Annotated in this window: 15 protein-coding genes; 9 read left to right on the forward strand and 6 right to left on the reverse strand. The window is 72.5% G+C overall.

Going from position 1 to position 14,202, the window contains the following annotated elements; translation table 11 throughout:
- Positions 1-3 precede the first annotated feature (3 nt).
- The 6 genes from ACQRWP_RS14105 to ACQRWP_RS14130 all read left to right on the forward strand — a co-directional run bounded on the left by ACQRWP_RS14105 (position 4) and on the right by ACQRWP_RS14130 (position 8,147).
- A complete protein-coding gene (locus ACQRWP_RS14105; RefSeq protein WP_430502681.1) occupies positions 4-2,565 on the forward strand; it encodes a LuxR C-terminal-related transcriptional regulator in 2,562 nt (853 codons plus the stop codon).
- Positions 2,562-4,514, forward strand: coding sequence for a nitrate- and nitrite sensing domain-containing protein (locus tag ACQRWP_RS14110; RefSeq protein WP_430502682.1), 1,953 nt, complete (start codon positions 2,562-2,564; stop codon positions 4,512-4,514). The genes ACQRWP_RS14105 and ACQRWP_RS14110 overlap by 4 nt, the downstream gene beginning before the upstream one ends.
- Positions 4,511-4,960 carry a roadblock/LC7 domain-containing protein gene (locus ACQRWP_RS14115; protein ID WP_366339007.1) on the forward strand — a complete coding sequence of 150 codons (450 nt, stop codon included), beginning with the start codon at positions 4,511-4,513 and terminating at the stop codon, positions 4,958-4,960. Before ACQRWP_RS14110 ends, ACQRWP_RS14115 begins: the two co-directional genes overlap by 4 nt.
- Entirely contained in the window at positions 4,938-5,318 is a 381-nt protein-coding gene (locus ACQRWP_RS14120) for a DUF742 domain-containing protein (protein ID WP_112620635.1), read from the forward strand. Before ACQRWP_RS14115 ends, ACQRWP_RS14120 begins: the two co-directional genes overlap by 23 nt.
- A 73-nt stretch (positions 5,319-5,391) precedes the next feature.
- On the forward strand, positions 5,392-6,129 hold the full coding sequence (locus tag ACQRWP_RS14125) for a cellulose binding domain-containing protein (protein WP_430502683.1): 738 nt from the start codon (positions 5,392-5,394) through the stop codon (positions 6,127-6,129).
- Between the two features lie 101 nt (positions 6,130-6,230).
- Positions 6,231-8,147 (forward strand): glycerophosphodiester phosphodiesterase family protein, encoded by a 1,917-nt coding sequence (locus ACQRWP_RS14130; RefSeq protein ID WP_430502684.1) that lies wholly within the window; start codon positions 6,231-6,233, stop codon positions 8,145-8,147.
- A gap of 47 nt (positions 8,148-8,194) precedes the next feature.
- On the opposite strand, the gene ACQRWP_RS14135 is transcribed toward ACQRWP_RS14130, so the two are convergent.
- From ACQRWP_RS14135 to ACQRWP_RS14160, 6 genes are all read right to left on the reverse strand, one after another.
- The gene (locus ACQRWP_RS14135; protein ID WP_430502685.1) at positions 8,195-8,476 is read right to left on the reverse strand and encodes a hypothetical protein; all 282 of its coding nucleotides are present in this window, start codon (positions 8,474-8,476) and stop codon (positions 8,195-8,197) included.
- 125 nt (positions 8,477-8,601) lie between these two features.
- Positions 8,602-9,150, reverse strand: coding sequence for an SLATT domain-containing protein (locus ACQRWP_RS14140; RefSeq protein WP_430502686.1), 549 nt, complete (start codon positions 9,148-9,150; stop codon positions 8,602-8,604).
- A 1-nt stretch (position 9,151) separates the two neighbouring features.
- Entirely contained in the window at positions 9,152-10,009 is an 858-nt protein-coding gene (locus ACQRWP_RS14145; RefSeq protein ID WP_430502687.1) for a glycerophosphodiester phosphodiesterase family protein, read from the reverse strand.
- A 59-nt stretch (positions 10,010-10,068) separates the two neighbouring features.
- Positions 10,069-10,632, reverse strand: a complete 564-nt coding sequence (locus ACQRWP_RS14150) for a GerMN domain-containing protein (protein WP_430502688.1) — start codon at positions 10,630-10,632, stop codon at positions 10,069-10,071.
- Positions 10,629-11,984 (reverse strand): sensor histidine kinase, encoded by a 1,356-nt coding sequence (locus tag ACQRWP_RS14155; RefSeq protein WP_430502689.1) that lies wholly within the window; start codon positions 11,982-11,984, stop codon positions 10,629-10,631. The genes ACQRWP_RS14150 and ACQRWP_RS14155 overlap by 4 nt, the downstream gene beginning before the upstream one ends.
- Positions 11,981-12,670 (reverse strand): response regulator transcription factor, encoded by a 690-nt coding sequence (locus ACQRWP_RS14160; protein ID WP_355006168.1) that lies wholly within the window; start codon positions 12,668-12,670, stop codon positions 11,981-11,983. The genes ACQRWP_RS14155 and ACQRWP_RS14160 overlap by 4 nt, the downstream gene beginning before the upstream one ends.
- Before the next feature lie 151 nt (positions 12,671-12,821).
- Between ACQRWP_RS14160 and ACQRWP_RS14165 the strand changes: the two genes are divergently transcribed.
- The 3 genes from ACQRWP_RS14165 to ACQRWP_RS14175 are packed head-to-tail and all read left to right on the forward strand — an operon-like array spanning position 12,822 to position 14,192.
- On the forward strand, positions 12,822-13,151 hold the full coding sequence (locus ACQRWP_RS14165) for an STAS domain-containing protein (protein ID WP_430502690.1): 330 nt from the start codon (positions 12,822-12,824) through the stop codon (positions 13,149-13,151).
- On the forward strand, positions 13,148-13,762 hold the full coding sequence (locus ACQRWP_RS14170) for an STAS domain-containing protein (protein ID WP_430502691.1): 615 nt from the start codon (positions 13,148-13,150) through the stop codon (positions 13,760-13,762). Before ACQRWP_RS14165 ends, ACQRWP_RS14170 begins: the two co-directional genes overlap by 4 nt.
- A gap of 49 nt (positions 13,763-13,811) precedes the next feature.
- A complete protein-coding gene (locus ACQRWP_RS14175) occupies positions 13,812-14,192 on the forward strand; it encodes a YccF domain-containing protein (RefSeq protein WP_430502692.1) in 381 nt (126 codons plus the stop codon).
- Positions 14,193-14,202 lie beyond the last annotated feature (10 nt).

Below are 14,202 nucleotides of genomic sequence, written 5' to 3' on the forward strand. Positions count from 1 at the left end.
CCAATGATCATGAATGACCTCGCCGCACCAGGGCTGACCCTGGACAAGGGGTTGCAGGCGCTACTGGACACTGTTGCGCAGGATCCGACCGGCCCCCTCGCCGTCGGCATCGCCGGCCCGGCCGGTCACGGAAAGACCGCTCTCCTCGCCGAGCTGGAGCGCATCCACCAGCGCGCCGGGATCGCCGTACGCACGGCCGCGCCGGAGCCGGATGAGCCGGTCGACCCCGACACGGTGGTGCTGGTCGACGACGCGCACCTGCTCGACGACGCGCGGACCGAAGCGCTGCTGCGTCTGGTCGCCGGCCGTCGACACCGGTTGGTGGTCGCCCACCGCCCGTGGCCCCGGTCGGCGGCGTTCAGTGAGCTGGTCGACGCCCTGCGACGCGACGGGCAGGCCGTGCTGCTCACGCCGTTCACCCGGGAGCAGACCGCCGCCCATCTCGCCGCGACACCCGAGCTGGGCCGCCCCGCCGACCTGGTCGACTTCGTCCACACGCAGACCGCCGGCGTACCCCGGGACGTGGAACGGCTGGCCCGCGGCCTGGCCGGCGCGGAGACGCGGACCGGCATGGTGGACCCACCCCGGTCCGTCATCCTCGAATTCGGGCCGGACCTGGACGTTCAGCCCGCTGCGGTACGCCGACTGCTGCTCGCCGTCGCGGCCGGCGGGGCGCTGCCGGTGAGCATGCTCGGCGCGCTGCTGGGCCGGGACCCGGCAGGGGTGGACGAATTGATCGCCACGACCAGGGCGGCCGGGCTGCTCGGCGCGGACGGCCGGCTCGCGCCGATCGTCCGGCGGGCCGTCGCGACGCTCAGCCCCACCACCGAGCGGACGGCGGTCTGGCGGCGGCTCACCGAGTTGCAGCTCGCCCGGGGTGGCGCGGTGCTGCCGCTGGTCCGCTCCCTGCTCGCGGTCGGCGCGCTCGGCGACTGCCCGGCCGCGACCCTGGCCGCGGCGGCGGACGAGGCGCTGGCCGACGAGCCGGCGTTCGCCGCCGAGCTGTTCGCGGCTGCCACGGCGGCCGGGCGGCCACCCAACGCGCAGCAGGCGCTCGCCGCCGCGCTCGCCGGTGACCTCGACGACGCGCTTCGGCTGGCGGACCGACTCCTGGCCACGGCCGCTCCCCCGGAGCGCTCCGAGGCGGCCGTGGTCGCCGCCACCGCCCTGGCCCACCGCGGTCACGTCGGTCGCAGCGTCGAGCTGTTCCGGTGGTCGGGCACCGCCTCGGCGGCGGCGTTCGCCATCGTCGGCGGGCTCGCCACCGGTGACCCGGCCGCCAGCACCGAGTCACCGGCGGGGGACCCGGCGGGCGAACCGCCGACCCTGCACGCCAGCGCCGCCCGACTGATGGCCAACGGTGTACGGGAGAGCGTGACCGGCCCGCCGACCGCCGCGCTCTCCGCGCTCGTGCAGGCCGCCGCGCTGCTGGAGCCGGACGGCCGAGCGGCGTTGCTGCCGGACAGCCCGGCGGCCCTCGCCGCGTTGACGGCGGTGCACTGCGGTGAGCTGGAGATCGCCGAGCGGGTGCTGCACCGCGCCCTGGGCGCCGGTGTCGGCGGCCCGCTGATGGCCCGCCGCCACCGGCTGTTGCAGGCCTGGATCCTGATGGTCCGTGGCGAGATCCACGCCGCCGGCGAGCGGCTCGCCACTGTGACGCTCGACGGGCGACCACTGGAGTCACGCGACCAGCTCTTCGCCGCCGCGATCCGGATGGGCATCGGCCGGCGCAACAGCGACCTCGGGGCGCTCAAGCGGGGTTGGGGGCAGGCGCTGGAGGCCGTGGTGCGGCACCCCGTCGACCTGTTCACCCTGCTGCCGCTGGGTGAGCTGGCCATCGCGGGCGCGCGGCTGGGTGACCTGGCCCGGCTGGAGCCGTACCTGCACCAGGGGCGTGCGCTGCTCGACCGCCTCGGCAACCCACCTCTGTGGAGGGTGCCGCTGCACTGGAGCGGGCTGCACGCCGCCATCCTGACCGGCGAGCCGACGGTCGCCGACGAACACGTCGCGGCGTTGCTCGCCGCCGCTGGCCACAGCCGGTACGCGGCCGTGGTCGCCTCCGCAGCGGAGAGCTGGGTGGAGGTGCTCCGGGGGGTCGTCGACCCGACCCGGGTGGAGGCCGCCGCCCGGGGGCTGCACGACACCGGGTTGTGCTGGGACGGCGCCCGCCTCGCCGGGCAGGCCGCCATCCGCACCGCGGACCGGCGGGCGATGACCACCCTGCTGGAGTGCGCCCGAGCGTTGCAGGGGCGGCCCTCCGGTGGGCAGAGCGGCCAGGCACCGACGACCGGTGCGAGCACGGCGCGGGCCGCCGGCCCCACGCAGCACGGGCTCAGCGACCGCGAGTACGAGGTCGCCGAACTGGTGCTGGCCGGATTGACCTACCGGGAGATCGGCGATCGGCTCTTCATCTCGGCCAAGACCGTCGAACACCACGTGGCGCGGATGCGTAACCGGCTGAACTGCGCCAACCGCACCGAACTGCTGGCGCTGCTGCGCACCCTCGTCGCCGACCGGGCCAGCGACACCGCCGGGCAACCGTGGCCGCAGCGGGCGAGCCGATGACCCGCAACGATGTTCGGCTGATCCGGACCAGGCTGGCCGTGCTGGCCGCCGTGCTGATCACGCTCTGGTCGTACGCGGCCTACCTGTCCAGCCAGGACACCGTCGACCTGCTGCGCGTCCGGGCGCTGGCGGACACGCTGGGCCAGCCCATCGACCGCCTGATTCTGAGCCTCCAGACGGAGCGTCGGATCACCGCCGAGACGATCGCCGGGGCGGGGCAGACGACACCCGCGCTGGTCGGGGCCCGCGAAGGCACCGACCGGGCCGCCGCCGAGATCCGCGAGTTCACGAAGGGCCGCGACCTTCGGCTGCTCAGCGCCGGCACCGTCCGCGACCGGGCCGGCGAGTTGGTCCGACGGCTCGACGGCCTGGGCACGACCCGATCCGAGGTGGACACCGGGGGGCTCGACCAGGGCGCGGCAATTGACGGGTACGACGAGGTCATCGACGTCGCCTTCCGGGTGTACGGCCCAGAGTGGGGCGCGTACGAGAGCGGCTTGGCCGCCGACACCCGAGCGGTGATCGCGCTGGCCCGCGCCCGGGAGTTGCTCGCCCAGGAGGACACCCTGGTCAGCGCGGCCCTGACCGGCGCACGGTTCGGCGCCGACGAGCGGCGCCGGCTGAGCGCACTGGTCAGCATCCAGCGGTACGCGCGCGCCGAGGCCGGGGCGGGGCTTCCGTCCGACGGCCAGGGCGAGCATCAGCGCCTCGCGGCCGGCCCCGAGTTCGCGGCCCTGCTCGCCCTGGAGGACCGGCTGCTGCTCCAGGCCGGCACGCCCAACGCCCTGGCCGGTCTCACCATCCAGAGCTGGCGGGCCGCGGCGGACGCCGCCCTCGGCGCGCTGCAGACACTGGTGACTAACACCGCCCGCAGCAGCGTCGAGCGGGCCACTCCCGGTGCCGCCGTACTCATCGCACGTACCGGGGCCGTGGTGGGTTTCGGCCTCATCGTCGTGCTCGTACTCCTGCTGAGCTGGGCGGGCACCGTCCGACGCCTCACCGACGAGCTGACCAGGCCCGACGCCGACCTCCCAGCGCCGATGCCGGAGACGCCGACCCCGGCGCAGGAACCGGCGACGTCGGGGGTTGACACCGAGCGGGAGCTGTTCCTGGGGCTGACCCGACGCAACCAGGTCCTGCTGCGTGACCAACTCAGCCTGCTGGACGGGATGCAACGTCGGGAACGGTCCACCGAGGAGACCGGCGAGCTGTTCCAGCTCGACCACCTCACCACCCGGGTCCGACGCAACGTGGAGAAACTGATCACCCTGGCCGGCGCGACACCCGCCCGCCGCTGGCGACGCCCGGTGCCACTGCTCGACGTGGCGCGCGGCGCGGTCGCCGAGGTGCCGGACTACCACCGGGTCCTGATCGCGCCGCACTGGCCGTGGTCGCTCGCGGGGCCGGCTGTCACGGACGTCATCCACCTGCTGGCGGAGCTGATCGAGAACGCCCTGGCCTTCTCCGGGGCGGAGACCACCGTCCGGGTCAGCGGCGAACAGCGACCGCAGGGGTGTGCCGTCCTCGTCGTCGACGACGGGCCCGGCCTGGACGCCGCCGCGCTGGCCGAGGCGAACCACCTGCTCGGCAACCCGCCACCGGACGGCCCGCCAGCGGGCCTCGCCGGCTGGTACGCCGCCGCCATCCTGGCCGGCCGCTGCGGCGCCCACGTCTCGCTGCGCCCCAGCCGGCGCGGTGGGACGGCCGCCATCGTGCTCCTTCCCTCCCGGCTGATCACGGTCACCGCCACCGGCCGCACACCGGCCAGCGCACCACCCGACACCCCGTACCCACCGGCCCGCACGGGCGCCGACCTGCCCGACCCGAACGGCGACGGCGCGCTGCCGACGCGGGTCCGCCACCCCGGGCCGACCGGCCCGGAACACGGCAGGACCAGCCTCGACACGGTTGAGTTGCCAGTCGCGAGAACAGCAAGGAGACATCAATGACGTCTGCAGTGGTCACCGAGGACGGTCTGACCGACGCCCTGAACAATCTGGTCGACCGGGTGCACGGCGCGGAGTTCGCCGTGGTGCTCTCACCGGACGGGCTGCCGCTCGGCGGCTCGCGGCGGGTGGGGGAAAAGCTGGCCGAGCAGATCTCCGGCGTGGTCGCCGGACTGATCGCGTTGGGGCTGGCCGCCACCCGGACCTGCGACGCGGGTCGGCTGCGCCAGGTCGTGGTGCAGATGTCGCGAGCGTTCCTGTTCATCGCCACCATCCCGAACGGGACCATCCTCACCGTGCGGATCGCCGGTGACGACGTCGAGGTCGGTGACATGGCGTACGAGGTGGCGCTCTTCGTGGGGCAGGCCGAGCAGCACCTGCCCATCACGTTGGGCCCGGCCTCCTCGGTGACGATCGGGGACACTGGTGCACACCAGCGGCACCACTGACGAGGCGTGGTACGACGACGACGCGGGCCCGGTCGCCCGGCCCTACACGATGACCGGGGGGCGCACCACGCCCGCACGCGGCCAGTTCGACCTGATCTCGCTGGTCGTCGCCCGGCGGGGGGTCACGCCCCCCACACCGCTCTTCCCTGAACAGGCGCGGATCGTCGAGCTGTGTCACCATCCAGTGTCGGTGGCCGAGGTGGGTGCCGAGTTGGACCTTCCGCTGGGGACCGTCCGGGTGCTGCTCGGTGACCTGCTCGCGGCCGGGCTGATCGAGACGCACGAACCGCCGATGCTGTCGGAGCTGCCGACCGAGGATCTGCTCGAGGCGATACTCGTCGGGCTTCGTGGGCTGTGACCGGGCAGTGCCACCCGCGACCCGGACGGATCGTGGGCGCGCACCCGGCGACGAACTGAAGGAGAGACTGGCAGTGCCGGCAACACCACCCCAGCCACGCCGTACCGTGGCGATCATCCTGCTGGATCGGGTCGTGGCCCTCGTCACTGCCGCACGGCGGGTGCTCACCGGGCGGGAGGACGTCTCGCGGGCCACCTGGGTGGCCGTCGTCGCGGCGCTCGGGGTGCTGATCGCGACGGCTGTGTCCGTCGTCGGGGTGCTGCGTACGCCGGAGAAGCTGACGCCGGTGACCCTCGACCCGCCGCCGTCGGTCGAGCAGGTGGGCGCGTCGCCGTCCGCTACCCCCCGGGCGCAGGCGCGACCGGCGGTCACCAGCCCGGCGGTGCCCGCTCCCCCGCCCGCCTCGGCCTCCTCGGTCCCACCGGCCGTCGCGTCGTCGACCCGGCCCACGCCGACCGGTGCAACCGCCGAACCCACCCCGGCGGCCCTGGGCGCGGCCTTCGCCATCACGGACAACGCCCTGCTCAGTTACGGCGCGACCGTGACGATCAGCAATCCCGGCCCGGTCCCGGCGCCGGGGTGGACGCTGGTCGTCACCCTGCCCCGGGAGTCGCTGGGAATCAGCGGGGTCGAGGGAGCACAGGCCAGCCGGGACGGTGCGGTCTGGACGTTCGTGCCGGACCCGAACACCGGTCAGGTGCCCGGCAGCGCCTCGGTCCGGGTGACGTTCCGGGTCAATGGATCGTTGACCGGTTCCGCCCCCAAGGCGTGCACCATCGACGGGGTCGCCTGCTCCGGCCTGTCGAGCTGACCAATCCGGGACGCCCCGATCGAGCGCGGTACACCGGGCGTTCCGGCGGCAGCCATGCTTGATTGATCATCAGTTCGGGCGCGCTTCGTACCGTCGCGACCATGACTGTCCTACCCGCATCAACGTCGCTTCGCCGCGCCGGGTCGCGCCTCGGCGCCCTGGGTACCCGGACCGCCGCCGCCGTCGCCGCCCTCGCCGTCACCGGCGCTGCCGTCGCGGTCGCCGTCGCGACCTCGTCGCCCGCCACCGCCGAGCCGGGCAGCGTCGTCGTCTCGGAGAACTTCTCGACCGGGTCGCTGCCCGCCGGTTGGCACGCGGTCGACGGCGCCTGGAAGGTCGAGAACGGCCGACTGTACGGAACCTCCGCCAGCTCCAGCGAGAACAACAAGATCACTTTCGGTCGGCACCTGAATGACTTCCGCCTCGAGGCGACCATGCGCTTCGAGTCGGTCTCGGCCGCCACCCGCTGGGCCTCGCTCGGCATCGACGTCCCCGCCAGTGGCGCGACCCCCTGGTGGATCGCCACCATGCGCAGCGGCACCACCGCCGCCAACGGGCTCGAATTCGCCCAGCGGACCACTGCCAACGCCTGGGTCGTGACGAACACCGCCTCGGCCCCGTCCGCCGCCGGCACCGGCCGGGACGTGCGCGTCGCGGTCGAGGTGCACGGCAACCAGGCCCGCTGGATCTTCGACGGGCGGGAGGCGATGCGGACCAGCAGCCTCCAGCGTTCCGCCGACGGCGTCCAGGGGCTCTTCGTCAACGGCGCGACCGTGTCGTACGACGACGTCACCGTCACCGAGCTGGCGCCGAACGGCTACCTCCGCCCGGAGGGCAGCCCGTTCACCGTGATCGCCCACCGGGGCGCGTCCGCCGCCGCACCGGAGAACACCCTCGTAGCCCAGGAGATCGCCCGTAAGGGTGGCGCCGACTGGATCGAGAACGACGTCCAGCCGAGCAAGGACGGCATCCCGTTCATCCTGCACGACGGCACCGTCGACCGGACCACCGACGGCACCGGCAACATCCGGGACCTGACCGCCGCGCAGATCAAGGCGCTCGACGCCGGCTCCTGGTTCGGCCCGCAGTACGTCGGCGAGCGGGTGCCCACCCTCGCCGAGCAGCTCGCCGACCTGCGGACCCGGGGCGGCAACCTGCTCGTGGAGATCAAGGGCAAGCACACCCGCGACGAGGTCGCCACGATCATCCAGGTGATCCGGGACGAGCAGATGATGGGCCGGGTCTTCATCCAGAGCTTCGAGGTCGACGCCCTGAGGTACACCTACGAGATCGCCCCCGAGCTGCCGCTCGGCCTGCTCCGCAGCACCCTCGACGCCGACCCGGTGGCGATCGCGAAGGAGCTGCACCTGACCGCGTACAACCCGGACGGAAACGCGCTGTTGGCCAAGCCGGAGGTCGTCGCCCCCCTGCACGCCGCCGGAGTCGCCGTGATGGCCTGGACGATGGACTCCGCCGGCCTGTGGCAGCGGCTGGAGCGGATCGGCACCGACGCGATCATCACCAACCGGGCGGCGGAGCTGGTCGGTTGGAACTCGGCGTTCGTCCAGCGGGCCTCCGCCGACCCGACCGTGCAGATCACCTCGCCGGCCAGCGGGGCTCGGCTGGACCGGGCCCAGTCGCCGGTGATCGCGGTCGCCGCGACCAACGCGGACACCGTCACCGTCACGCTGGACGGTAAGAAGTCGGCCGCCGGGCGCAAGCTCGACCTGGCCAAGCTGACCGCCGGCCGGCACACCATCTCCACCGAGGCCATCGGGCCGGAGGGCACCGCCACCGCGACCAGCACCTTCACCGTGACGGTGAGCCAGGCCGGCCTCGGCTACCTGATCCTCACCTCGGGCGCGGACCCGGCCGCCGTCACCTCGATGACCACCAAGCTGGCCCACGCCCAGTACGCCGAGCTGGCCACCTACGCCGACCGGCAGGCCGGCAAGCTGGTGCCGGCGGAGGTGGCCAGCGTCATCGCCGCCGACGCCCGCACCCTCGCCTTGAAGTAACGGCTCGAAGGGTGGCGCTGGTCCGAGGCCAGCGCCACCCCGAGTCCTCAGTGGAAGACGGCGGCCGACTCGGCCCGCTCACTCTGCTGCCGCACCAACGGCAACGCCGGGGCCAACGCCAGCGCCATGCACAGGCCGCCGACGGGAAGCAGATCGAGAGTGACCGTCGGCAGGACGATACCGGCCAGGAGCAGCGGCACACTCCACCACGGCAGCCGCCGCCGGACGGCGAGCATGCGCACCCCGTCGGATCTTGCCCACAGCCGGACCAGGCCGTAGGCCACGATGCCGACCGGTCCGGCGATCACGTAGAGCGCAGCGCGTTTCATGCCAGCCAGCATGTGGCCGCCGGCACCGGCCGACCTCCGGGAGCTTCCCTCAAGTCGCCCTGGCTTTCGTCTCAGGACTTCCACCGAACAACCCCGAGACCTGCCCGACCAGGATGCGCCACCGGTCAGGGACGGAAAGGCTTGCCGGCCAGCGCGGACTCCTCCGGGAACGCCAACGAGCTGAAGAACTTCTCCGTCTCGGCACTGCGGATGCCTTCGATCTTCGCCAGCAGCACCTCTGTCGCCGCGTAGGCGCGCTGCTCCCGCTCGATCGGATCAGCGGTCGCCTCGGCGCGACCGAACGCGAGTCTCCACTGGTTGCTCGCCTCGAGGAGCCCGAAATGGGTTCGCCGCAGCAGTGCCCACATCTGATCCCACTGATAAAAGGTGCGTAGCGCGGTGGCCGTGGCGATGACCACGCCGGAGACCGCGATTATCAGGTTCTTACCCGGGTAGCTGAAGCCGGCGAGCAGTGGCAGTGACGCACTGACGACGATGACCAGGATGCCGGTGGAACGAAACAGTCGACGGTGCCATTTCGCTCGCCAGTCGTAATGGTCCCTGAGCTTGTTGACGCTGTCTTCCGCCAACGCGCGATAGACCTGTAAGGGATCGCCGGGAGCCCCGTTCTGCGACTCGGCGAGCAAACCGCTCTGTCCTTGGTCAACAGACACGTCACGATGCTAGATGCTGGCCATGCGACGGTCTATAGCCCGAGAATACGATGTTGTCGGAGTATTGACGGGCGAACATCTCCCGCTCCGGTGAAGCGACCGGCCAGGCAATCACCGGAACACCGCGGCGACGCCACCATGCCGTCAGATGGGACGGAAACGCGTCCACCTCGTAGGCCAGAAAGTCGGGTCGAGTGATCAGGTTGCTGACCATACTGCGACCCACCATCCGGGTCAGCGGCCCGGCGGTGCGCAGCAGCCCGCAGATGCGCCCCACCGGCACCCGGCGGTGCGGCGGCAGCTTCCGCACCGCGACCCGCAGCGCCGCCACGAGCAATGGGTCGAAGGACTCGACCGCGTACCGCCCCGGGTAGTCGGCGGTCTGTCGCAGCACCTCGTCGACGAGATCGAAGTTGAGGGCGAGCGTCGGCCGTTTCAGCTCGATCAGCAGGGGCACCCGTCCGGCGACCCGGTCCAGCACCTGCGACAGCGTGGGCACCCGCTGGTCGGTGCCCTGCAACCGGAGCCGCTGCCGATCGGCCGGGGTCAGCTCCGCGGTGGCGATCGCCGCACCGGTGAGCGCGGTCAGATCGTAGTCGTGGACGACGACGAGCTCGCCGGAGCGGGTGAGCTGCACGTCCAGCTCGCAGGCGTAGCCAGCGTCGGCGGCTGCCTCGAACGCCGCCAGCGAATTGGCGGGTCGATTGTCGCCGGTCAGCCCGCGGTGCGCGATCGGGTTGTCGAGCAGCCAACGGTCGTCGGACGACACGCGATCCTCCTGAACTTCCGGGACCGGGTTACCGCACTCCGGAGCACGCCGTGGAAGGGTTTTCGCGTACCTTACAACCGCCCGCCGCACGACGGCGGTGGGCGTCGTCGTCGATATCGCGGTCTCCGTGCTCCCGGTGGTGCGCGGACTCAGCGTTCGCTGATGAGGGGGGCGTAGTCGCCCCGGGTGAGCGGTCTGCTGGACAGGGAACCGTCGGCCCGGGGCACGCCGAGAGCCTTGCCGTCGCGCAGGAAGGCCACTGTGGATACGTCCTCGCGGCTGGTGAGGGTGCAGACGATCTGCCCGAAGGCGAGGACCTCGTCGCTGCGACCGCCAACGTCTGCGGGTTCGTCCACCGCGACGAGGGCCTGCGTCCCGGTCACGGTCGCGCGGGCGGCGTTGACCGCCCCCGGCAGCGCGCTGGTCAGGTCGCTGTCCCGTTCGGCGCCGCTGGGCCCGGCGAGCAGATGCCGCAGCTGGTCCGCAATGGTGGGTGGACTGTCAACCCGCCGAACCACGGGGACGATGCGGTTGTTCCGGACCAGGCAGAGCGTCTCGGCGGCACTGCCGGCCGGTGCGGTGGTGTCGGCGGGAGCGGCACTGCTCAGCGGTCCTCGTGGGGGCGGCACCGTTCGCGGGGTGTCGTCGGTGGGGATGCCGCACCCGGTCAGCAGCACGGCGAGCGCCAACGGGGCGAGACGACGGTGCCTCACGACAGGCTCCCCGGCAGGGTGACCCGGAAACGGGCGCCCCCGTCCGGGCGGTCGGCGACCGTCACCTGTCCCGCGTGCGCGGCGGCATGCTGGGCGACCAACGCCAGCCCCAGACCAGTGCCGTCACCGGCGCCCCGGGTGTGGGCGGCTCGCCCCCGGACGAACCGGTCGAAGATCGCCTCGCGATCCTCGACGGGAACGCCCGGACCGTCATCGTCGACCTCGATGACGCCGCTGTCCCCGTCCCGGCCCAGGCGGACAGCCACCGGGCCACCACCGTAGGTCACGGCGTTGTCGAGCAGGTTCGCCAGGATCTGGGCGATCCGCCGCCGCTCGACCTGCCACGTCGGAGGCACGTCCGGCGCCAGGCGGACGAGGGCGCCCGGCAGGTCGTACGCGTCGCAGGTCTCCCGGGCCAGCTCCACCACGTCCACCGGGGCACGGTGGGCCGGCTGGTCACTGCGAGCCAGGTCGATCAGGTCGTTGACGAGCCGTTGGAAACGGTCGATCTCGTCGGCGACGAGCCCGGCGGCGGTGGCCGTCCGTTCGTCCTGATGTTCCCGACGGCGGGCCAGGACGCTGGCCGCCGCGGCGAGGGTCTGCAACGGGGAACGCAGTTCGTGGCTGACGTCGGCGGCGAACCGGCGGTCCCGCTCGATGCGCCGGGCGAGGCGGTCGACCATCTGGTTGAACGACGAGGAGAGGCGGGTGAGGTCAGGGTCGGTGGCCGGGTCGAGCCGGGCGGTGAAGTCACCTGCGGCGATCTTTTCGGCGGCGTCGGCGACCGCTGTCAGCGGCCGTAGCCCGTGCAGGGTGGCGTACCAGGCGAGGGTGGCGCCGGACCCGGCGACCAGCACCGCGACGCTGGTCAGCGCGAGGGCCAGCACCCGGAAGGTCTGCTCCAGCTCGCGCAGCGAGTTGACCTCGAAGTACGTCGCGGAGGCGGACAGCGGCACCCCGACCACCAGGGCCGGTTGCCCGTCCACGCGGACACGCTGCACGGCCGGCTCCCCGGCGGAGACGACCCGGAGCAGCTCGTCGGGGATGGCGGCCGTGGTGCCAGGATCGGCGGCCCGCGCGTACCACTCGCCGTTGAGGTGCAGCACCGGTCGACGGCTTCCGCCGGTGTCCAACGACCGGAGCACCTCCACCACGTCCGGGGTTTCGGTGTCGAGGCCGGCATGCACCACGGCGGCGTCGAAGTAGGCGGCCCGCAGGGCGATGCGTTCCCGGTCGTCGAGCAGGGACCGGCGGGTCAACTCGTAGGAGATCAGGGCCATCGACGCCGAGAGCAGGAGCGCGCCGACGGCGAACGCGGCGGTCACCCGGGTGCGCAGTCCGAGGCGTCTCATCGTTGCAGCTTGTAGCCCAGGCCCCGCAGGGTGACCAGGTGCCGGGGGTTCGCCGGGTCAAGCTCGATCTTCTGTCGCAGGCGGCCGACGTGCACGTCGACGAGCCGCTCGTCGCCGCTGTCGTAGCCCCAGACCCGTTGCAGCAACTGCTGACGGGACAGCACCCGGCCGGCGTGCTCGGCCAGCTCACAGAGCAGCCGGAACTCCGTGCGGGTGACAGTGACCTGTTGGCCGGCGCGGCGCACCTCCCCCGCCTCCGGACTGATCTCCAACTCCCCGAAGGCCACCGCCGGCACGGGCTCGGGCGCCGAGGTCGTGACCACCGGCCGGGCGCGGCGGCGCAGGGCCCGCAGGCGGGCCGTCAACTCCCGGATGGCCACGGGTTTGACCACGTAGTCGTCGGCGCCGGCTTCGAGGGCGGCGACGATGTCGTCGGTGCCGTCGCGGGCGCTGACCACCACGATCGGGACGTCGTCGTCACGGCGCAGCTGCCGGATGCACTCGAAACCGTCGAGGCCGGGCAGCATCAGGTCGACGAGCACGTAGTCGGCCGGGTGGTGGCGTTGGGCGCGCAGGCCCTCCTCGGCCGTGGCCGCGCCGAGGGCGTCGTAGCCCTCGTCCTCGAGTGCGAGCAGCAGCGCGAGCCGGATGCGGTCGTCGTCCTCGATCACCAGTACGGCCGTCATGCCGGAATCATGCTCGGCGGACCGCTGGGCGGCCAACCGTGCCCGCCAGCCGGCGGTTTTGTCACACAACTGTCACAGAGCCTTGCAGTGACCGCCAACCCCGCCCAGCACGGTGGGGAGGGAGCGAGGGTCGACGGAGAGGGGTACGGCAATGGCGACGCCGGTGCTGCCCGCGAGGTACACGCTGCCGCTGGTCGAGGTCCGCGTCACCGAACTCGATCTGGGCTGTCTGCCGGAGGTCGGCGCGGTGTTCGACCGGCTGCTGGCGCTGCGCCCCGCACAGGTAGTGCTCGACCTGTCCGACTGCCGGCACCTCGACGCCGCCGCCATCGGCCTGCTGCTCGACGTCCACCGGCGGCTGACTCGCGCCGACGCGGCCCTCACCGTCCGCGATCCGAACCCCCGGGTTCGGCGCATCCTGCACATCACCCGCCTGGATCAGGTGCTCTCGATCGTGAGCGAGGAAGGACCAGCAGCATGACCGTCGTCCCGGACGAGTATCTGATGACCCTGATCTGCGACACCTGCGGCGAGACCATCCGTGGCACCGCCTGCGTGCTCCCCGACGCCGAGGTCGTCTGGACCCTGGTGGCCGAGCACGGCTGGAGCGGCTCCCCCTTCGCCACCGGGCCGCACCGCTGCCCGCACTGCAGCCTCCTGCCCGCCTCGACCGGTGGTCACGCGTCGCGCGACGACCACGGCCCCGGCGGCATCCTGGGCATCGACCACCTCGACGGCACGACCGTCATCGCCGCCACGGGCGACATCGACCTGGACACCGGCGACAACCTGCGCACGGCGCTGCGGCACGTGGCCGAGGTGGGCGGTCATGTCGTGGTCGACCTGAGCCGGGTGCACATCATCGACTCGACCGGCCTCGGCCTGCTCGTCCGCGCCCACCGCGACGCCCGCGAACGTGGTGTCACGCTCTGCCTCGCCGCGCCGTCGCGATTCATCCGCACCGTCCTGCACACCATGCGTCTGGACAAGGCTTTCCCCATCTTCGACAGCCGCGACGACGCCCTCGCCCAGCTGTCCGACGGTGGTGAGACGGCCCTCCCCGAGGGCCACGCGGTGGCCGTTCCCCGCTGAGGACACCGGGCGGGCCGACCGGGTGGCGAGCATGTTTCATGCTGGAGTAATGATTCGTTTCGTACTGAATGTGCTGTGGCTCGTCTTCGGCGGCGGCCTCGTGCTGGCGGTCGGCTACGGCATCGCCGCGCTGATCTGCTTCGTCCTGGTCATCACCATCCCGTTCGGCGTCGCGTCGCTGCGCCTCGCGGTCTATTCGCTGTGGCCCTTCGGCCGCACCCTGGTGCCCAAGCCGGGCGCGGGCGTCGGCTCCGGCCTGGCGAACATCCTCTGGATGGTGCTGGCCGGATGGTGGCTGGCGCTCTCCCACATCCTCGCGGGCATCGCCCTCTGCGTCACGATCATCGGGATCCCGTTCGGCATAGCCAACTTCAAGCTCGTTCCGGCCGCGTTCTGGCCCCTCGGCCGCGAGGTCGTCGAGGCACCGTGACCCGCTCCCG

The sequence above is a fragment of the Micromonospora trifolii genome (genome assembly GCF_050516465.1).
GTDB classification, from domain to species: domain Bacteria; phylum Actinomycetota; class Actinomycetes; order Mycobacteriales; family Micromonosporaceae; genus Micromonospora; species Micromonospora trifolii.